Origin of the sequence: Paenibacillus sp. FSL R5-0517, assembly GCF_037974355.1 — a bacterium.
In the GTDB taxonomy this organism is placed as follows: Bacteria; Bacillota; Bacilli; order Paenibacillales; family Paenibacillaceae; genus Paenibacillus.
This window is the reverse complement of the sequence record NZ_CP150235.1, coordinates 4,975,805-4,996,981: the sequence shown is the minus strand read 5'-3', so window position 1 is coordinate 4,996,981 and position 21,177 is coordinate 4,975,805. Positions and strand designations below refer to the sequence as shown.

Annotated in this window: 22 protein-coding genes; 18 read left to right on the top strand and 4 right to left on the bottom strand. The window is 36.1% G+C overall.

What is annotated here, in order from left to right:
• Window positions 1–22 precede the first annotated feature (22 nt).
• Both MKX40_RS22290 and MKX40_RS22285 read left to right on the top strand, forming a co-directional pair.
• Entirely contained in the window at window positions 23–628 is a 606-nt protein-coding gene (locus tag MKX40_RS22290) for a hypothetical protein (protein WP_339236260.1), read from the top strand.
• Between the two features lie 52 nt (window positions 629–680).
• Complete coding sequence (locus tag MKX40_RS22285) at window positions 681–1,565, top strand: hypothetical protein (protein WP_339236258.1); 885 nt, start codon at window positions 681–683, stop codon at window positions 1,563–1,565.
• 138 nt (window positions 1,566–1,703) lie between these two features.
• Here MKX40_RS22285 and MKX40_RS22280 read toward each other — a convergent pair whose 3' ends face one another.
• Window positions 1,704–1,889, bottom strand: coding sequence for a hypothetical protein (locus MKX40_RS22280; protein WP_339236255.1), 186 nt, complete (start codon window positions 1,887–1,889; stop codon window positions 1,704–1,706).
• Between the two features lie 794 nt (window positions 1,890–2,683).
• On the opposite strand from MKX40_RS22280, the gene MKX40_RS22275 reads away from it, so the two are divergent.
• Window positions 2,684–3,313: a recombinase family protein gene (locus MKX40_RS22275; protein ID WP_339236252.1), complete on the top strand. Its 630-nt coding sequence runs from the start codon at window positions 2,684–2,686 to the stop codon at window positions 3,311–3,313.
• A gap of 48 nt (window positions 3,314–3,361) precedes the next feature.
• Here the strand turns inward: MKX40_RS22275 and MKX40_RS22270 are convergent, their stop codons facing one another.
• Both MKX40_RS22270 and MKX40_RS22265 read right to left on the bottom strand, forming a co-directional pair.
• Window positions 3,362–4,225 carry a hypothetical protein gene (locus tag MKX40_RS22270; protein WP_339236251.1) on the bottom strand — a complete coding sequence of 288 codons (864 nt, stop codon included), beginning with the start codon at window positions 4,223–4,225 and terminating at the stop codon, window positions 3,362–3,364.
• Between the two features lie 383 nt (window positions 4,226–4,608).
• The gene (locus MKX40_RS22265) at window positions 4,609–6,615 is read right to left on the bottom strand and encodes a recombinase family protein (RefSeq protein ID WP_339243154.1); all 2,007 of its coding nucleotides are present in this window, start codon (window positions 6,613–6,615) and stop codon (window positions 4,609–4,611) included.
• Window positions 6,616–7,085: 470 nt separating this feature from the next.
• On the opposite strand from MKX40_RS22265, the gene MKX40_RS22260 reads away from it, so the two are divergent.
• Window positions 7,086–8,129, top strand: coding sequence for a helix-turn-helix transcriptional regulator (locus MKX40_RS22260; RefSeq protein WP_339236248.1), 1,044 nt, complete (start codon window positions 7,086–7,088; stop codon window positions 8,127–8,129).
• Window positions 8,130–8,912: 783 nt separating this feature from the next.
• On the opposite strand, the gene MKX40_RS22255 is transcribed toward MKX40_RS22260, so the two are convergent.
• Window positions 8,913–10,412, bottom strand: a complete 1,500-nt coding sequence (locus MKX40_RS22255; RefSeq protein WP_339236246.1) for a DEAD/DEAH box helicase family protein — start codon at window positions 10,410–10,412, stop codon at window positions 8,913–8,915.
• 136 nt (window positions 10,413–10,548) lie between these two features.
• Between MKX40_RS22255 and MKX40_RS22250 the strand changes: the two genes are divergently transcribed.
• The 14 genes from MKX40_RS22250 (at window position 10,549) to sigK (ending at window position 20,415) form a co-directional block, all read left to right on the top strand.
• A complete protein-coding gene (locus tag MKX40_RS22250; protein ID WP_339236244.1) occupies window positions 10,549–10,749 on the top strand; it encodes a hypothetical protein in 201 nt (66 codons plus the stop codon).
• A gap of 447 nt (window positions 10,750–11,196) precedes the next feature.
• Window positions 11,197–11,373 carry a hypothetical protein gene (locus MKX40_RS22245; RefSeq protein ID WP_339236242.1) on the top strand — a complete coding sequence of 59 codons (177 nt, stop codon included), beginning with the start codon at window positions 11,197–11,199 and terminating at the stop codon, window positions 11,371–11,373.
• 28 nt (window positions 11,374–11,401) lie between these two features.
• Window positions 11,402–11,848, top strand: coding sequence for a hypothetical protein (locus tag MKX40_RS22240; protein ID WP_339236239.1), 447 nt, complete (start codon window positions 11,402–11,404; stop codon window positions 11,846–11,848).
• A complete protein-coding gene (locus MKX40_RS22235) occupies window positions 11,849–13,426 on the top strand; it encodes a hypothetical protein (RefSeq protein WP_339236236.1) in 1,578 nt (525 codons plus the stop codon).
• Window positions 13,427–13,447: 21 nt separating this feature from the next.
• Window positions 13,448–13,735, top strand: coding sequence for a hypothetical protein (locus MKX40_RS22230; protein ID WP_339236235.1), 288 nt, complete (start codon window positions 13,448–13,450; stop codon window positions 13,733–13,735).
• 94 nt (window positions 13,736–13,829) lie between these two features.
• Window positions 13,830–14,588, top strand: a complete 759-nt coding sequence (locus MKX40_RS22225; protein ID WP_339236234.1) for a stalk domain-containing protein — start codon at window positions 13,830–13,832, stop codon at window positions 14,586–14,588.
• Between the two features lie 72 nt (window positions 14,589–14,660).
• Window positions 14,661–15,053, top strand: a complete 393-nt coding sequence (locus tag MKX40_RS22220) for a hypothetical protein (RefSeq protein ID WP_339236233.1) — start codon at window positions 14,661–14,663, stop codon at window positions 15,051–15,053.
• 293 nt (window positions 15,054–15,346) lie between these two features.
• Window positions 15,347–15,502 carry a hypothetical protein gene (locus MKX40_RS22215; protein ID WP_339236231.1) on the top strand — a complete coding sequence of 52 codons (156 nt, stop codon included), beginning with the start codon at window positions 15,347–15,349 and terminating at the stop codon, window positions 15,500–15,502.
• Between the two features lie 4 nt (window positions 15,503–15,506).
• On the top strand, window positions 15,507–16,094 hold the full coding sequence (locus tag MKX40_RS22210; RefSeq protein ID WP_339236229.1) for a hypothetical protein: 588 nt from the start codon (window positions 15,507–15,509) through the stop codon (window positions 16,092–16,094).
• A gap of 128 nt (window positions 16,095–16,222) precedes the next feature.
• On the top strand, window positions 16,223–16,594 hold the full coding sequence (locus tag MKX40_RS22205; protein ID WP_339236227.1) for a type II toxin-antitoxin system PemK/MazF family toxin: 372 nt from the start codon (window positions 16,223–16,225) through the stop codon (window positions 16,592–16,594).
• Window positions 16,595–16,732: 138 nt separating this feature from the next.
• Entirely contained in the window at window positions 16,733–16,969 is a 237-nt protein-coding gene (locus MKX40_RS22200; RefSeq protein ID WP_339236225.1) for a hypothetical protein, read from the top strand.
• A 103-nt stretch (window positions 16,970–17,072) separates the two neighbouring features.
• Window positions 17,073–17,879, top strand: a complete 807-nt coding sequence (locus MKX40_RS22195; RefSeq protein WP_339236223.1) for a hypothetical protein — start codon at window positions 17,073–17,075, stop codon at window positions 17,877–17,879.
• Window positions 17,880–18,302: 423 nt separating this feature from the next.
• On the top strand, window positions 18,303–19,937 hold the full coding sequence (locus MKX40_RS22190) for a recombinase family protein (RefSeq protein ID WP_339236220.1): 1,635 nt from the start codon (window positions 18,303–18,305) through the stop codon (window positions 19,935–19,937).
• On the top strand, window positions 19,894–20,415 hold the full coding sequence (gene sigK / locus MKX40_RS22185; protein ID WP_339236217.1) for an RNA polymerase sporulation sigma factor SigK: 522 nt from the start codon (window positions 19,894–19,896) through the stop codon (window positions 20,413–20,415). The genes MKX40_RS22190 and sigK overlap by 44 nt, the downstream gene beginning before the upstream one ends.
• Window positions 20,416–21,177: the final 762 nt, after the last annotated feature.

Below are 21,177 nucleotides of genomic sequence, written 5' to 3'. Positions count from 1 at the left end.
TCAGCATAGGGAGAAATTATTCATGATGAATTTTAAGTTCTATTTAGCTATATTAGCACTCATGTTGTTAATGGTGGGATGTTCAGAGAAGAGTGTAGAGCAGCCTGTTATTCAAGAACAAGCTAAATTAGAGTCTAGCCCCGTTGAAAACTCTATTCAAGATTCCACTAACGATAATGAGACAGGATCTTCAATAGATGAAGCGGTTGTGGAAGCAAGCGAAACACATGAAACTAAAGAGGATACTACAGTAGCAAGCACACCAGAAGTTTCCCAGATCGACACATCAGTTTTTGTATTTGCTCAAGATATAAAAGTTACAGATGCGATAGATATAACAAAACATATAGATGTAGTTGTATATATGAGTGAGGATGTAGGGAAAGGGCTGGCTGTGCAACATGTATTCACACAGTTGTATGACTTTTTACAGCAAACTAAGGTAAAAGAAGCCGAAACTGTTACTGTTGGAATAATGAGTGGGGATTTTAGAATTGCACAAATCACGGTTGACATGAGTAAGTTTGAAGCAGGTGAACATTTTATACATTCTGTAATGGACGCTTCTAAAATCGACAAAATGGATGATGATGTCAGAGAGTACGGGGAATCACTAGAACTGTGGTAGACAAGTCAATGAAAGCAAGTTTGATTAAAATTTTGAAGTAGGGGGTATTCATTTGAAAGACCAATTCCTAAAGCTAATTTCATGTTTTACTGAAGAAGATAGTTTAAGTGGACAGATTAATGAACAAGGCAAGGATTTTATCAACATTACAGATAGATTTAACTCGGTATTAAATCTAAAGAACGACGTCGCTTTCGTGAGTGAGTATAAAGGTAAGATTATCGCTCCTGTTCCACTTGCTTCAGGAGGCGGCGATATAAAAATTGTGGTATTTGGTTTAAATCCTCATTTAGATACAAAAGAATCAAACAAAACAATCATTGAAAAAGAATTTGCTGGAGATACGTGGGAGGAGTATTCATCTTTCTATAACTCTGATGGGGTCTTTAAACATGTGGCATTGCCTATTGGAAAGTACTATAGAGAAATCACACCCCTTGCTACCTCATTAATTGAAAAAGAGTACATAAGCTGGCTAGACTTCAAATTACCCAGCAAAGAAGAAACAAGTAAAAAAGTAATTAAGGCACTTGAAAACTTTTGTGCAGCAGAGTTTGTTCCTTTTCATTCACATAAATTTAAGTCTTCTAGCTCAAAGATAGAAGAGCTATTTGATACAATCCCACAATTCAAAAAATACTTAACATTACTTTTAGAAACTATTCATGATTCCCTTACTGATGATGGTTGGATTGTTTGTAATGGGAGTGATTCATGTAATACTTTTCTTGATATGATAGAAAAAAATGAAAAATTAGGATCTCTAAAACTTATAAAGGATTTAAAGCAGGCAAGGGGTTATTCATTTTACTACTGGGGCAATCGTCGAGTAATCTTACTCCATCATTTCTATGCGGCTGCAGGAAAGGGACTTAAACTCAGCAGTAATGTAGAGAAAAAGTTTATGATTGAAGATGCTATCGCTACCTTTAATTAATGATCAAGATAAAATGTAGATATCCATAAAAAAGGCACTCAGACGAATTAATCTGAATGCCTTTTTGTGAGTTAGCTTTTATTCGGGTTAAGGGACATCAAGACAGAGTTAACCCCTTGATGAGATTTTAGAGAAAAACTATAAACCTCCTTTTACAAAGAAATTTTTCAAAGCTTGATGAGCTATTTCATGCTCTTCTGGATCACCTGATATTCTGAGTGTAATCTCGAATCCTCGGCTGTTCTTTTTAGTATATAAGAGTTTAGAGCCATCTTCGAACTCTGTGTATTCGAAAATGTCACCAGCAAACATGATTTTTTCCATTTAGAATTAATCCTCCTATGCATCCTGCATCCTATTTAATTCTAATATATTCAATTCATTGGAGGATTATACTAGTTATCTATGACTCTTAAAATTAGATTTTTTTTGCTTCGATTCAAGTTGTATTGTGATTTAGAGGTCCTAGTATATATTTATCAACATTCTTGATTTCAATCGTGAAAATTTTGAAAAAATGCGTAAATAAGTAATCATTTTAGATAACTCTGTTACTATACGATTGATATTTTAAAACACCTTGAAATCCCCTTGTCCTACCTACATTTTTTGATATTCCAATCGTAAACTTACAAAATTTTCTAATGTGTTAAAATCGTTGCTACGACTAGCTTTTTAGGGTGTTGATGGTCATTCTACGATTGCGTTTACGATATAGGATAAATTGACCTGACAAAGAAGCTAAAACGTTGATTTAACTGCATAAATGGATAGTTGTTGTATCGTACACGATTGGAATCATGATCTATGTGATTGTAATCTGTCGATTCAGTCAGAATAAGGTTACAGAGACGGATTTCTAAGACAGGCTCACACTGTCCCAAGGGACTTCGTAATTTTTCGATGTTGTTCCAGTACCATATTGGTACGTGCTTACGATTTGAAAGGGTATGGCTAAAAGTATACTTTTTGAAAGACTCTCTTAGCATGTGTCAAAAGTGGTTATGATATATTTCAAAAAGTATATAAATATATATGAAACATTTCAAAAGTAACGGTATACATTTTGACATTAATTTGATATAATATCCTTAACGACATAGCAAAGGATGATCAGTATGAGCGAGATTCGGAAGTATGGATACATAAGAGTGTCATCTAAAGATCAGAATGAAGCGAGACAGCTAGAAGCAATGAAGGACTTAGGTATAATGGATCGTGATTTCTTTATAGACAAACAAAGTGGCAAGAACTTTGACAGACCATATTATCAATCCATGAAAAATGTGCTTCGTAAAGGTGATATTCTCTTCGTCAAAGAGTTGGATCGTTTGGGACGGAATGCAGAGGAGATAAAGAATGAATGGCAGGATATTGTCCAGAACATAGGTGCTCACATTGTCATAATTGACATGCCACTGTTAGATACACGGCAATACAAGAATGGATTAGAGAAGGTTATAAGCAGTATTGTGTTAGAACTGTTATCATATATGGCTGAGTCTGAACGTGAGAGGATTAACGGTAGACAAGCTGAAGGTATCGCGGCTGCTAAGAGTGACGGTGTTGTATTCGGCAGACCAAAGCAAGCAATCAACGAGAAGTTTAAGCAAGCATACACAGAATGGAAACATGGAAGGATTACAGCAGTTGCCGCAATGAAGGAACTAGATATGAAGCCCAATACTTTCTATCGCAGGGTAAAGGAACATGAACAACAAGAAGCTAAAGCAAATGGCCTAGGTTAATGATCCTTGGGGAATTATTCCTTAGTATGATCATAAATAGAAGAGGACTCATTTCGAGTCCTTTTTTGCTTCCAATTCAAATCTAATTTTATCCAACTCTAATCGTTCTTTATTAACCTTTAGTTGTTCTTGGTTTACTTCTAATGTTTTTCTGTCAATTTCAAGTTGTTTTTTACTGTTCTCCTCTATAACTGCATTGTGTCGTTTTTGTTCTTCAAAACTCTTCTCGGAGACTTCAACCATTTTATCTGCTGGGTCAGGAAACAAAATATCTTGACCATATAAACCAACAAGTACAATAATAATATGGAGCATTATCTTAAATCCATTAATAGTAAGTTTACTCTTACTGAAATCAATTTCAGATCCCACTTGAGAAGATAAAACCTCTCCCATACTGTCTAGTATAGGTTGAAATTTAGCTTTAGTCTCAGGATCACTCTCTATTTCCTGTTCGATATCATAAATGTTAGAAGAAATATCTTCAGGTACAGTATCAACAAATGATTGCCAAGAATGAGTATCCATATTTGAAATTACATCAATCATAGATGCAAAAGAAGAAGATTTATAAAAGGTTTGAAGATTATCTATGCCTATACTGTTTGCAGCATTTATTCCCTTAATTGCACTAGAAAAAGATGGGGAAGAAGTTATTTTAGCAATTTCTGCTAGTGGTTCTTTCCAAGCCAATGATACTTGTTGAATAGAGCTTGCCAATCCTTGATGCGCTTTCCATGCTTGACTATATTGAGAGTTAATCTTAGAAGATAAACTTATTTGCTCAACCATTCTGGAGATTGATGATTGATTGATCATGTTACTCATTTTTGTGATTGAATCAACGTGTTGTTCTTGCAACATAGATAATTTTCTTGCCAACTTTTCTTGTTCACTTTCCTTATTCGTCATATAACACCTTCCTTAAAGTATTCGCATATTACAGTATACCACATACATCCCTATTGAAATAAGCCCAACCGATACAAAATTGGACATACATACGGGGGTACATTTACACCCAAAAAGTAATAATTTCTGGAAAATAATCCGCTAGCACATATCAATGGGTCATCAAGTTATTGCATTGACGATACATAGATACATGGGGGGATATTTTAAATTTAAAATAGTATCCATTTTACAGAATATGCCCCTAGCACATCTGCCTCGACACGAGAGTTGAATTTTAACGAGTGAAATTCTATTGGATAAAACCGACACCATAATACCATTCCATATACACAAAATAGCCCTCCATAGAGGAGGGGGAGTACACTATTCGTTCCAGAGGACTAAGAGAGGGGCTTTTTCATTTTTTCAACTTGTATGTTTTCTTGGAGTACCTGTTTACAGTAAGTTGGACTTAAACCATGCTCTTTGTAAATCTTAGTGAAGGCTAATCCGTCAACATAATGCAAATCATATATCCTCTCAAAGTCACGAGCTCGTCTTTTAATGCCTCTTTCTTTGGTAGTTAATATATCTGCCCCCTTCGCTTTAAACATCTGCTTAATCGACCACCAATCCGTTTCGGTAGCTTCGGCAATCTGTTCAAAGCTGAGTAAATCTTCATTGTACATTTTTAGCATGTCGTAATAGAGGTGTTCAATCTCACCCCATTTAGGAGCTGGTTCTTCAAATACCCAGTTAAGCTTATCGAAGTTGATTGAACCAGAAACGTTGTTATAACTCAGAATTAAATCACTTTCAGCGGTGAATTTGTAGAATATCTCAATACGCTTATTATCATGTAAGACTATTTTATCGACTAAGATGCTCATTAATTTTCTTGCGTCTTTCATCTGTAATTCGTTATTAAGGATATTTTGATATTTTTTTAGCAATGGCGACCCTGGTGAAGTATTCTTATTTTGTCTTTTGTTCAGCTCTAAATTGTCTGTAATTAAGCTCAGCTCTTTGTTTAGTTCGCTAATTTCAGTATCTGCTCGTTCCAATTTAATAGAAAGATCTTCTTTGGATTTAATGATACCTTCAGCGTAAAGGTCAATGTATCTTGCCTTAGAAGATTCCTTATCTTTAATCAATTTTCCAATGTCATCTCTGTTTCTCTCCATTTCTTTAACTTTTGATACATCAGAAATCTTATCAAGCATCTTATCGATCAATGTTTTAGGATTATCAATCAGCCTTACTACTTCGTTCCATATGAGAGAGTCTACCATATCAACTCGCCAATTTTCTCCCAAGCAAATCTTGTTAGGCTCTCCTGTTTCCACGCTGTAGGATTTTCTTGTTTTTCTTGTGCAACTATAATATTTCAGCAATCCATTTTGTGTCCTCGTAGTAATACCCGACGATGCTGCTGCTCCACATCTTCCACATCTAGCAATTCCTTTTAGCAAGTAATCTTCCGATGGGCGACCACCATTCTTTATATTTCCATCTAAACAGTTCTGTAAACGACCAAAAGTAACCTCATCAATATAAGCAGGTATAGTAATCTTTTGCCATTGATCTCTAGGACGTGGTGCTTGTCTTCTTTTCCCGTTCTGTTGTTCTACCTCAGTTTTACCATAGTAGTACGTACCCATATAAGACTCATTTCTGAGTATTCTACTGATGGTCGCTTGATACCATTTATCTCCTTTTGGTGCAGGATGTTTCTTTTTAGCTAAATATGCCGCAACCTCAGAACCGGTTGAACCTTCTAGTACCATATTAACCATTGTCAGATAACGCTCTTTTTCATACTCGTTTTCAACAAGGGTGTTCAGTTTTTTATCATAAGTATATCCGTATATTCTGTTCATACCGGGTATCTTATTATTTGATACCATAGTCTGTCTTCCACGCTTTGTATTGGCTAGAATCTTGGCTTTGTTATACTGAGCAATGGAACCTTGAATATTATAGTTTAGCAATGATTCTGCATTTCCTTTTTGCAAGTCAAACTCAACGAAATGTAGATCACAACCCAACTCCCAAATCTTATGTGTGATTTGTTGTTGTAAATGCAAATGTCTACTCAGTCTATCAGGATGCAAGAAGATGACTTTGTTCCCTATTCCTTTTTCAAGGAGAAATAAGATGTAATTCAGCATTGGACGGTTAGGGTTATCCCCAGATTCAGCTTCTTCTCGCAACACAATAACCTCATGTTCGTTGATATCAAACTTCTCTTTTGCTTCCTTTACGCATATTTGTGTCTGTGATTCAAGTGAGTAGTTATCCACTTGTATATCAGATGATACTCGTGTATAAACAATAGCTTTAATCTTATCGATCAAGGATACGATATCTTCCCTGGTGAGCTTTTCATGATCTTTGAGTACTCTCATCAAAAAATCAGTCCTCCGAATTTTGACTGTTTTCTATTTGGTTCTCACTGGAATAACTCAGTAGAACATGTTCCATCCAATTGAGGATTTGCGTCTCTATAATTTCTTCTGGAACTGCTAGGTTTTCGTCTGGATAACGTGAAATAATCTTATATTCATACCTTTTCTTATATCTCATAATGACCACCTTAATAAGATCAATTACTACCTAATTTTAGTATCGTCCAATTATTAAATTCTATTCTTTTGAATGAATTGAAAGAGTGAGGGGAGCAGAAGACTGTCCATAAAGAATTTTACAATAGATTCTAGCGAACATTCTTTCGTTTAATTTGAGCATTTTGGAGGAACGGTTGTTAAAGGATATGTAGATTCTAATATGAAGGGTTATTTCATACGAATAACTTGTCATCTATCCTACCCATATTCTTCATACTATAATGTGGATATATCAAAGAGGAGGGGATAGGATGACTATTACAGTAGATGAGCAGCAACAATTAAAAGCAACGATTAGACAATACATATACGAAGAAAAAAATGTAGAAAAGCTGGTGGATTACTTATCCAGGCATGAGGTAGTTGGTTTAGAGGTATTTGCATACTTGGGATTTGATAAGATGGATGATTATTTATTTCAGCCAGTCAGTAGAGATACATTCATTCGAAGAGCGCCATTCTATTTTCATAAACCTAGTAGAGAGTTAGGTGACATTGCTGAATTAAGTCAATACATCTATTATTCACTTGAATTCAACAAACCAGATTACAATAATCAACTTGAAGATTTTTATTGTGTGTTGGAACGCCTATATTATGACTTTTGTATTGATATTGTTACCATTTTAAACTATACAGTTAAACAGCGTGGACGTGTTGGAGAGATTCAACCGATTTATAATTGGTTGCATTACCTTGAATTAGCACAGAAACTTGGAATAGAAGAGAAGACACCGACTCGTTTCATTGTTGAATACAATATTGTCAGAGAAATGGTTGGATTGGAACCAATTATATATGAGATTCAAGAAATGTATGTTGGAGAGTTTATCGAAAGATACGGGAACAGATTAAGAATGGATGGTATTTTCCCATGTGACCATAACAATCAACCCATACTTAAATGGATTGGTGTAAGAATTAAAAATGCCAAGAGAATATGGGTCGATGTCAATGATAAGTTGAAAGGTTCATTATATGTAGAAATTACACCTAGAACAAAAGTGTGGGGACTCAATGTGTATGGAGCAGATGAAGATGGCTCAGATATTTGGTATGACCTATATACAGGCCCATTATTAATGGAATTTGATTATACAGTGATTAAGGATAGACGAGTTGCAATAGGAATGACACAGAAACAGCTTGCTGAAGCAGTTGGGGCTTCTGACCGAACACTGCAAAAGTGGGAGCGAGGAGAAACAACGCCTGATGGTCATTTTCTACTTAGACTGATGAATGTATTGGATATTAAGGAATTGAGTGAAATTACGAAGATACATGATGTGGAGTAACTGTAATAGTTCATGTCACCGTAAATGACTACCAGAGTTTAAAGTGACAGATTATTCAACGACATACCAATTACCCCCTTCCATAAATGGTTGGGGGATTTTTATATCTACTATGTTTTGAAATATACGACTGGATAACTTGGATTGCCATTCTCATTATAATGTAGAGGGGGATATTATGACCTCAATTACTGTAGTAAACCATAGCTATTATTGAGTCTATACTTGTATCACACTTACATCTAATTCAGATTAAAGAAATCCAAATGACAGACACAACGTAAGTTGTGGATGAAGGTGAAGCGACAGCCATGGAGTGAAACGGAATGGATCTCGCTACCTATTATTGTTGTGTGTTGATAACTCAAAATTTGTCACCTTAAAGTCCTATAATATAAAACAATAACCCTAGTAGGGAATAGAAGTGACACATTTTAAATTTGAATATTTTTAATTGTAATTGGGGGTAATTATCAGGAAACGATACCAACTCGATAAAAACCACTTCGCTATCGCTTCGTAATCGGTATTTACCGACCTATCGCGTTTCCTCTTGGCTGCGCCAATTCACCTTCCGATTCAATTTGGTTTGAATTCTTGCAAGAAAATGAACAAAAAAATCAAGAAATCCTTATGTATCAAGTGTTTTTTGGTATTCTTTATAGTCTAGTTTACTATAGTTTATATATATAAATATGCAGGATAATGAGACAACTTTATCAAAAAGTACGCATAAACTCAGGCTTTTTTGAGATTTCACCGAACAAAATTCAGGAAATTATCTCAATAATTATGCTTTGCTACAGTCCAGAATGTCTTGTTAAAATTCGGATTAGGCTGGTTATCTTCTGTTTTCCGCTTATTGTCCCTGTTCTTATCTCGTATGTTATATGGAATACTATTTTGTATAAAGTATTCGTTAATCAATCTAACACTACTTTGAACCCTGTTATAGTTGTCTCGAAGGTTAACCATTTTTATAAGGGCTTTTTGCTCATCTTTAAACAACTGTTTACCCACTAAACTATCCAGATAATCTTCGGATTTAGCTTTATCATATGTGTCATCTAACATAGTGTAATTCTCCTTTTGAAGTTTATTTTTTACGTGCTCCATATACCCATTCTCAATTTCTCGAATATCCTCAAGATTGTTTCTGTCCGAGCATTCTTTAAAGTAGCGCAATTCATTGACGAAGAACTCGGGATTAGTACGATCCTTATTCGGTTCAACGTAGATTGTAGGATTGTTATGATTCCGTCTGTATTTGTCCATATATGCAATTGATCCATTTTCAAGTAAGTATTTTGCCGAATTTATTATCTTGTTCTTTGCTCTTATACGTTGTCCAATTTCTTTATCCGTTATATTTCTAATTACTACTGTAACTTGATCCTTGGCATCTATAATACGTTTCCTGCCCAAACATTGAATCAGAGTATCAACATCTTGTATATCACAGACTATGTACTTCATATTCTTACTTCGAAGATTTATTCCATTATCCAGTGTTGAAGTGGTAAAGAGATATTTTTCTTCGAACGTTTCACTGTCGAGCATTAGTTTAACTCGATCCTTGTTAACATATTTCTTGTAGTCAACGTTTCCTTCTGCACAGACGAACATTGAATCTTCAAACCTCTTATGTAGTTCATATGCTTTTGATGCTTTAGTGAAAAATGCTATCACTTGCTGTCCTTTTCTAATCTTGCTGAGGTACTTCTCCAGCACTTTCTCATGTCTGTAAAATATCAATTCTTTGATGTGACTGTAATCATGAGGAATGCTATAACTTCTAAATTTGATCTGCTTAAATTTGAAGAAGGCTATCGTGATATCTGCTGTGGCTGACATAAAGATTCTTATTTTGCTTGAATGGGACATTATCAACTTAAATGAAGTATCTGTATTAGAGTTATAAGTTGAATCGGTTAGAAAGTAATGAAATTCATCGCAAACAATATACGTGTAATCGTTCTTAAATGTGGTAGCCTTTTCTCTTCCAAGTCTACTTTCAACTTTTTGATAAAGGAAGATGTCAATTACATCATCTTTTCCGTCCTTCTGTATTTCTTCTAAAAACTGATCTTTAAGCCTAGTTCGGTTAACCAGAAACAGTATCTTAGTTCCCTCACGTCTAGCCTTCTCGTATAAAGTGTTCTTGACGAAGTACGATTTGCCTACACCTGTGCCTGCCTCAATCGTGATAATCTCACCCTGCTGCCATTGTTCAACTTCATTGCCTATGATGTCTGTTACTGTTTGTTTCTTACGTCTTGTCATCGTGTATGAGTATTCCTCCTTTTATATAATAAAATAACACTACATTTAAGTTATCATACAAAATCGAATTTATCAAGTGTAATTCTTAATAAGGGCTCACGAAATTTTGTGTTCCAAAAAATGGAAATCAGAGTACATGCTGATTGCTGAGAATACAGAGCGTAGAGGAGAAGCTGAGAGTGGTCCTGTTAAGAAAGGAAGACAGGCAGCATTCTTGAAGGAGTATTGGGAAATAAAAAACAATGGAGACCAAAGCGCTGGACCATTGATCCGGCGCTCCATGAAAGATGTTGCTGAAGCTATAGGTGAATCCCAACGAACCACACAACGACTGTAAATAACAATGAAATAAGAGGGAACTCACAGAAGGAGATACTTTATACCTCCTAGGATAGTTGTATTCCGATTTCCTATTAATTAATCAAGGAACTGAGGAGGAGAATTGAATCTGAGATGTCACTATAGTAGAAGAGAAAATTAAATGTATTAAATAATAAAATAACACTTTACAGTAACGTTATTATGAGACTATACTGTGATTACAAGGTTAACGAATTCCAAGGCAGACTCTTGGAGCCTTAATGAGGAGCAGGGGAGGGATGAGATACGTGGAAGGTTAGATATATATGGTACAGGTTGATGCAGCGGCTAGGCTGGAAGTGATCCAAGGAGGATTAGTAAGGGTAAGAGAGATGAAGAAGAAGAGTGGATAAGTTCGGATGTAGTTTATCTAGGAGAATATTTATAGACGAAAATAATACATAATGAATGGGGTAAAGTGAATATGAAAGTTAAATTCCTATTAATAGACAATAGAGCATATGAAAGTAGAGCAGATACATATAGCAAAGAACAAGTTGAGCAAATGTTGACTGCAATTGAAGAAGATTTTGAGATGCGTGTAGAAGGAAGATATGTATGTAAAGGTAGCGAAGTAAAAGCAGTCATTCTTGAGATCTAAGTCAAAGTTACAGGGAGTGTAAATAGTTTTGAAAATACCTAATTATCACATTCCATGGTTGGGGAAGTATATCCTCAACCTTAAGATGAATGCTCAAGGTGAAAGAATGAAGAACCGATTTTTAAACGAGATACTATCTCCATTGAATGACAAATGGAATAAGGAAATCGAGAGTCTTATTATGCTACATGCAGAGAGAGACGAATATGGGAATTTAATCATTCTCGAATCAAATGAAGTTGGAGATAGGCTTTCTATGAAAGACAAGCGCGCATTCATTAAAGATTACAATGATCTTGCTCTAGAGAATGCCTACATTTCTACTGAGGGAGAAAACGAAGACGTTGTTATTCACATTGTGAAAATGTTCCTTGAAATGGAATGTCTTGCTCAAACACCAGAAGCCTACGAAATATATGAGATCTATCGAAACAAGTTCACTGAATTTATAAAAACTAAAAAGGGAGTTGTTTAATTGAGTTATTGTCAGGTTATGTTTAACAAAGATTTTCTATATATGGGTGCTGATACGGCTATTTCTTCTAAATTGAACGGTATATCATACCGTCTACATAACAAAGGAGAGAAGATTCATCATGTTGATGATATGATTATTTTTTCTTCGGGGGATGCAGATTTATCAAAAATCATCATCGATGAGTTCAAGACTAAGGAAGACAGAAACATTGATACATTGAAAGAAACAATCAAGCATTGGTTCGAGCAATATTACTCCAAGCGTCCGGGGGTAAAAGAAATGGTTGATAGTGGAAAAATCGTGAATATGACAGTTGTGGCAAAATTTGAAAATGGTTCTCCTGTATTATATGAGCTGGATCAAAGAAGCGAATTTGAGATTAAGAAAATTAAGGCTCATGATAAGGTCGCATACTACAATGCAGGTGTGAACTGTAAATATGATAATGAGTTTTTCATTGACCAAACAGAAAAAGCAAATGATGTTTTCGAAGCTTACAGAAATACATATGCTAATGCAAGCAGTGAGAAAATTGGTGGTAACTTGGAACTTTACGTTCTAGCAAAACAGGGCATTCGTAAGATTCTTGATGAGAAAATTGAAGAAAAACCATTCCAGTGGTATCCGGGTGATAGAGGAGCCTATGACAACACTGAGAACATTAAAAAAATGCTTGTGGCACATGCACAGATTGAAGGATCATCCCTTACCTTACGCGATGGTACAGGAGTGTTCAAGATTTTTCCCCGCATTGGGATGTGGGCTGGGGCTGAAAATTTTCATGACGCACCCTTTAGCGTAGACCTTTTCGGGAATTTGGTAGCCCATAAAGCAAAATTCATTGGCAAAGCTGGAGAAATACTGTTTGATACTGATGCTGGATATCTAGATATGGACAAACTAGACATTATTAATGTTGGTAAATTGATGGCTGAGATGCTAGAGGTAAACACCATTCTGGCTGATGATGGATACGTAAACAACCTTACAGTAAATAGGTTGAAAACCATTGGTAAAGATGCGGAAGTTGGGCAGTTTATTGACTATATTGACATTCAGGACAATTATCAAAGATGGATTACGGCACAAGTTCAATCCAAAGAACAAGCAAAAGATTCTCGTGATAGACTTTTGTATTGGCAAGATAGTGAGAAGCGTATTTTGACAACAGAAAATACGGGTATCATCGCTTATGCATATAAGTTGACCAATGAAAAGATTAAGCGAGAGATTAGTTTTGATGGTTCAGGGGATGTAGCACAACCAACAGATATTATTGGTACTGGTGATGGTGGAGCAAATAATCGAGCTAGGATGGTTAACACTAAGTACAACGGCGGTTATAAGCAAGTATATAAAGCGAGTAATACAGGGAAAGAGCGTAGTATTGATTTTAAAGATAGTGGGGTTTATCTAGATTCTCAAGATGAAAAGGTAGTAATTACAGCAAAAGAATTGACAGCAATGGCTGACGGCGGCCCTGTTAAGATCGGCAACACTAATGGTTATATTGAGATTACAGCAGATGGTACGTTTGAACTCCATGGTAAAGCATTCAATTTTCATACAAATTAGTTAACAGAGGGGAATATACATATGGATAAAAGATATAAGTTAGATAAAGCGTTGATGGAAGAGTTACAAGAAACGAGAGATTTATACGAAATGACAATGGATGAGAGCGATATTCTTATGAATTTCGTTATGGATCACAATCTAACTAAGATGCTAGACAATTATATTTATGAGCAAATTAAGGAATATACCGAGCCAGACATGCTAGATAGTTACTTACGCCTCATTACACATAATCCAGAAGAGACTAAACAGCCATCAATTAATATTGGTAAGGAGGTTTACATCAACGGAGTAAGAGTTGAATAGGCGAGTAACTAATTTCATTCGTGTGACCGATATATGGGATATACTGTATCTAATCTTACTAGGTATATCCCATAATTAATTGGAGGTACATAATATGAAAAAATTAGCGTCAAAGATTCCAACATTTATGCTCGGTGCAATAGTTGGTATTACTTTAACAGCAGGAACAGCAGTGGGTGCAACCGCATATCTTAAAGCTACTCAAAGTAATGTTAAGTTAATGGTCGACGGATCTCAAGCTAAACTTTCTGATAGTCCACTTATCGTGAGTGGAAGACTTTATCTCCCAGTGAGAGACACTGCAAATGCAATGGGATACTCTGTTGAATCTGTGACCAGTTTTCAAGTTTCTTTAAAAGAGAGTGTTACGACAAACAGCACAACAAACACTGGTTCTACGGGTGGTCAATCTGGAACTGTTGTTACTACTCCAAGTAACAATAACTCAAATACAACTTCAATCAAAAAGGTGAAGAATTTGAAAGAAACTTATTCAACAGATGGGAAATTAGACGCTGAAAAGATTCGTACAGCATTAAACAATGGTTCACTTGGTGTGAATGCTCAAGACTCATCTAATGGTGGTAACACACTGCTGATGTACGTTATTGAAGAGAATAATTACGAAGCTTACAAAGCGATTAAACGTAATGCACTTAATGTGGACGTTCAACGTGATGACGGAAAAACGGCGCTAATGTTGACAATTATCAATAAGAATGATTTCTATTTTGGAGAAATGACAAGTTTAAAAGCAGACGCAGCCTTGACGGATAAAACGGGAAAACAAGCAATAGATTACGCTGACGATAACTCAACTGAACAGAGGTATCTTAAAATTTATATGATGTAAGAGAGGAAGATTATTATCGCAAAAGTAGCATTACAAGGATCACGATTAGCGGATTCATCTAAAAGTGGACACGTGTCATATGTTGAACGATACATTTACGGATATGATGAAGATGGACATCCCGAATACACTACAACCACACATACAACTGGTGCTAAGGTTACAGGTACTGTAGCTCTCAACAGTAATAAATTCAAGGTTAACGGTATAAGTGTCGCATGTGTGGGTGATCCAACTCAAGAACAATGGGTAGCTGATCCCTCTCCTTCTCCTAAAAATAGCGGAGGAAGCATCATTTCAATTTCTCCCGGCACGAGTGGAAGTGGTCAGGGACGAATAACAACCGGAAATGGTGCAAGGGTGACTTTGAACGGGAAACTGATTGCCATTGAGGGATCAACGGTTCAGACACATCTAGGGACGTCTACAACGGTTTTTGAGGGTAATAACTCAATCAACATGTGACCATCACCAAACTAGCGTCTAGACTAAGTTCTAGGCGCTTTACTTTTACCAACTATGCAGCTCAAAAAGGATACTATTACCAACTAAATGTCGCATATACATTGTATATGTTATATAAAACTGATATTATTAAGGTATAAATTAAGTTTTTAGAGGGTGCATATTTGTACGCTTCTTCAAACTGTTTTTCAAATCTTGCTTATATTTCTGTATTCAGGACATATCAAGCATACAAATTAGAGCACTATCATATCCTTAACTGACAATATGTCTAGTTGGGAGTTGAACTGTGCATGAAAAAAAGGAGTGGACACAAAATGTCTCCAACTTCACTTGCTGACTTTAAGAAAAGAAAAGAGATTAGAAATTACACTCAAGTGAAACCTCTAACAAAATTGACTCCAGAACAAATGAAGTCTACCTCAAATAAAAAAAGAAGAGAGGAATAAATACTTGTCTAAGAACACAAAGTTTCTTGAACAGAGCAATTGGAGTCTGATTAAGCGTGGATGGGTTTTTGAAGCGGTAGTCCCGTTTGCTGGCGAAAGACCTCTTGATTTCTTCATTCCTGACCAACGGAATTCTTATAGAGGTAGGAAACATTCAATCTCACAAACGGGAACTTCTGTGGCACTAAGTGAGAACTTTGAGACTGGGCAAAGTGAATTTGAGATTGTTCTAAAGGTTAAACGTAGAAAGGTTGTTATTATATCATCAGACGATTTAAATGGTGATAACTCTCATGATGATGTAATAGTAGCAAAGATTTATAGTATTAAGGAGCACGAAAAAGATGAAGAGTGGTATCATCTTACAAAAGCAGGAACACATCCATTGTTCGCATATCTACCGGATGCAGTGACTGGTAAAGAATGCTATGTCGATTTATCCAACACCACAACCATACATAAGAACATGCTACTTGATGAAAAATACGATATAACTGAGTTCATGGATATTATTGAACAAAGAATTGAATACTGCTACCAAATGGGCGTTTACAAGAAAATCTCACAGATCAACAAAGAAGACATAAGTTAAAGTAACTATGGATTGGGCAAATGAAGCCTGATCCTATTTTTTTGCTTTATATTATAAAATAACACTTGATTTATATTTTATATGAATGTACAATACTACTATAAACAATAGACAAACGGAGTGATGAAATGTTGACCGCTCAAACTAAAGAATATCGTCGGTACGAATTATGGTTCGCCGAGATGCCAGTAGCAAGTGGTTCTGTTCAGAGAGGAAAGAGACCATGCCTTATTCTCCAAAATGATGTGGGAAACAAGTATAGCCCTACTGTTCAGGTTGCTTCAATCACAACAGCACGTAAAAAGGAAATGCCTACACATGTTAATCTCGATGCTACTGAATGTGGTTTGAAAAATGACAGTATCGTGATGCTTGAAACTATGAGCACTATCTCAAAGGATCAATTGTTGTGGAAGATCGGTTCTGTCCCTGCAGGGTTAGCCCCTCAATTGGATAGAGCAGGAATGATTCAACTTGGCTACGTCGATACATGGGAATAGCCTACATACGACTTAAGCAGTGTTTTATATAGATAGACACCTTGATGATACAATCCAGAGGTGGTGATGCGATTGATTTGAGATAGTGGTATTTTCAATTGTGTCTATCAAAATATACACAAACACGGAGGAATCAACATGCACCCTGAACTGAGAGAAGTAAGTGAAAAAGACGAATTTGATTACATTGAGTTGGTAAGTGGTGAGACGAGTGATTTTGCGGTTGGGCAATTATACGAAGTTTTGGTCGATGATGGTTCAATTTTCGGAATAGAGGGGGAACGCTATACGAAAGATGATACATATTCAAATAGCACCGAGATGTTCTATAGCCCAAAATTGCAATTGAAGTATTACAAGAAAATTATCGAGTAGGAATTATACAGTTACAAGGGTCGGGCTTAGGTGTCCGACTTCTGAGTAATTAAATATTATAAAATAACAATTTTATATAAATAATAAAGAGAGGTTGATAAGTATGGCAGATAAAAAGAAGGGTAGACCACATATTGTACACCCATCAGAAATAAACAATTGGAATGAGAAGTATGGAGAAAATACATATTTACCGAGAGCGATTTTATGCGCACAGACTTTAATTGAGAATGAGTTTATTGATGAAGAGCACGAATTTGCTTGTTATCTACTATTCAAATCAATAGAATCGCGTATCCATAGTTGTCGCTATGAACAAGGTATCTATAAGGGTGTTCATTGCGCTTGGAGTGATCCAATCAGTGGATTGATGGACATTATCAAATACAAATCAGATATGTGGTCACAGTGGGTTGAGCAGACAAAAATTTTCCTAGAGAAAGATCAACAGCAGTCGTGTCGCCCTACAGTTGACCGCATAGAGACTAATCCAGATGTAGGATACAGGTTATCTAATATTGCCATGCTACCGTTCGGCAAAAATTCTTATAAGGCACAAGTCAAACCAGTTTATGCATTTGAGATGAGCAATAATCAGTCAGTTGGATTACCGACATTTAGGAAATTCGATTCGATAACAGAAGCAAAACAGGAATTGGGCTTACAGAAACTAGATAAGGATTCTGGAATGTTTACTAATACTCAAGACGGAAGACAATTTCTTATTCAATCAGAGAGCGCAACGAGTGGACTAGAAAGTGTACAAACTGAAAACACCGCGAGCAAGAAGAAAAAAGAGTATGTAGGTTATATTCCAATTGGACAGGTAGAGATAGATGGGCAATTATACACAGTTAACCAACCATTCACCTTTGAACAGATGCAGATTACATTGAAGAAACAAGATTAAATACTTAGTAAAGGAATAATTTGATCTGTCTGGAATCAATTCTATGCCAACCAGATATAGCTTCCTGAAACTGCATAATACATAAACAAAACAAGGCTTAGAATTGATTCTGGACAGTGTAGTGGGGTGTCAAGGGTGACCCTTGATTAAGAATTACGTCATTAAAATAGGAATAGGACGATCTCTCCTTTGAATAATTTGACTGTATAAAGGAGGGATGCAAAATAGCCATCAAAAAAGAGGTTGAGATTGTGTATGTTCCAAACGAAGAAATCATGCAAAATACATACTATAACGATGAACCACTACATCAAGCAATTGACTATATTATCGATAAAATGTTTCAAAATCAACAAATTGATGAGGGTGGCGAATAGCCACCTTTTGTCATTCTAATTTACTCTATATGGAGGTGAGTCAGCATTGAGAAATGTCGCAGTCTATCCACGTGTGTCAACCGGCATGCAAGCATCTGAAGGAACGAGTTTGGAGGGGCAACTTGAGCTATGTTACAAGAAAGCCAGAAGCTTAAACATCTCAAAAGAAGAGATAAGAGAATACATTGAGTATGGCTTTACAGGTGAAGACATAGATAGACCTGCTTTAAATGAATTGATGCAAGATGTTAAAGATAAGAAAATTAAAAGACTCATCGTCACTCATCCTGACAGACTCACTAGGGATCTAACAGACAAGTTGATACTATGTCGTGAACTTGAGAAGAACGATGTTGAGCTCATATTTGTTGACACAGAGTATCTGACTACGCCAGAAGGGCAGCTTTTCTTTAATATGATGTCCTCTATAGCTCAGTATGAACTTCAACTAATTAAAAAGAGAACGGTTAGAGGAAGGATTAGAGCAGTAGAAAAGGAAGGCAAAGTAATGCCAATGAGAGTAGCACCGTTTGGATATGATTTTAAAGATGGAAAATTAACTATCAATGAAGAGGAATCGAAATTTGTACATTTGATTTATCAATGGTATGTGCGCGAGGGGAGAACTCTTAGAGAAATAGGAGAAGAATTATTGATGCTCGGTGCACTTCCCAAAAGGGCAGAAAGTAAAGTATGGAATGCAAGTTCAATATCAAAAATACTTACTTCGGAGATATATGTAGGAAGGTACTTCTACAATAGACGCGAGACAAAGAAATTAAAAGGCCAAAAGACAGTTAGTGGAAAAGCAAAAAAGACTTATAAGATTAGAGATAGATCGGAATGGATTGAACTCTCAGTACCAGCAATTATTTCTGAAAGTTTGTTTAGCTTGGCTCAATTACAGAGAGATAAGAATTTGACTCGCAAAGGTGGAAACGTAAAGCATAATTATCTGCTTAAATCACTTATTAGATGCTCGCATTGTGGAAGAAGATGGGAGTCTACAACGTACAACTCAAAAAAACAAGGCGAGAAAGTGACTTATCCGCTTTATAGATGTTCAGGAAAATACCCAAGAAGATTTGGAGAATCAGTTCACAAGTGTCGTGTTCCAACTTTAAGAACAGATGTCCTTGATGATTTTGTATGGAGTATTGTAGTTAAATTCTTGGACAATCCAGAGGAGGTATTATCTAGACTTGAAGAAACGTCTAAGTCTCCAGATGATAATTTAAAGGAATTGGCTGATGAATACTCAAGGCAATTAAAGAGTAAAGAAGATGAGCGAACAAAGATTAAACTGATGTTTCGTAAAGGCATAATTGATGAAAAAGAATTAGACGACGATATCACACAACTGAACAAAGAAGCTTCAAAGATCAAAAACGAGTACGACAAAATACAAGATAAACTTAACTCTAGAAACAACAAAGAGGCAACTAAAGAACAGCTTATGGAGCTGGCTAACGCGTTTAAAAAATACGCATCTGCAAAACTCACCGATGAAGATAAAAGGTGGATCATTGAGAAATTAATTGATGAGATCGTAATTACTCACAATGAAGAGGAAGACAGGTTTTCAATATCGTGTATAGGTTACCTAGGCGCTAAAAAGGATACTTACTCATTTAACCTTGTTTCGAGTACACATCGTCAAGAAATTCGACAATACGGGTGAAGATCAGGAAGATCTGATTTCCATCGGAACCATCGGTTTGATCAAAGCCATTGAAAGTTTTCAACAAGGCAAGGGAACGAAGCTTGCCACATTTGCGGCGAGATGTATTGAAAACGAGATACTTATGCATCTGCGTTCTTTGAAGAAAACACGCAAAGACGTATCTCTGCATGACCCGATCGGTACAGATAAAGAAGGCAATGAAATTACATTGATCGATATCCTTGGCACAGAAGCTGATGATGTCGTAGATCGGGTACAGCTCAAGATTGAGAAAAGCAAAATTTATCGCAATCTAGATATCCTGGATGATCGGGAGAAGGAAGTTGTCATCGGTCGATTTGGTCTGGAAGCAGGTGGGGAAGAACGAACTCAACGCGAAATTGCAAAGGAACTTGGCATCTCACGTTCTTATGTATCACGGATTGAGAAGCGGGCGTTAATGAAGCTGTATCATGAGTTTTATAAGCAAAAATAGTTGCTGGTGTAGCTGGATGCATGAAGATCGAAGATTAGATACACTGCGCTCTCTGAAATTGGTACGGACAAAGAGGGAAATGAAATTACACTGATCGATATCCTCAGAACAGATTGGATAAGCAAAGAAATTACTAAACAGACAAGAGGGCTCCTTAGCGGGAGCCCTCTTGTCTGTTGATATCTTTAAAATTGGATCTGAATCATATTGATTATTTAGGGTTATAACCCAAATAAAGGAATTTATATCTACGTTGAAGAATATCTTGTACATAGACCGATTTAATATATAAGGAGTACAACATAATGAAGCAGCTTTTTCTGAAAATTCCACTTTGGTTTTGGTTCGTCTGGATCGTAGGATTTATGATGATCGTGTTCAACTCATTTCAATGGTATTCCAGTGTTATCAACTTTTTTGCGTTAATCATAATTAATGTTGCTAATGCGATTCGAAATTGGAAAAACGATCGACCATTAGCGATTGCCTCTTTAATCGTTGCCGTTCTATGTGTGGTTTATATTTTAATATATTTCCTTAGGTATGTATGGTAAACATGTACATAATCAGGTACTGTCTCAAAAGGGATTCCGCCTCGCACAATTGCTAACGAACCTACCGCACCTTAAATGGCAGATCATCAACGGTTGCAGGATTTAACGAACCTCAATAACGCTATTTCGTCATAAGAGGGGTTCCGAACCTAAAAAATCCAGTAAATCACGAATTAGCGTCTCTGTGGACCTATGTCAAAAAAGCAGA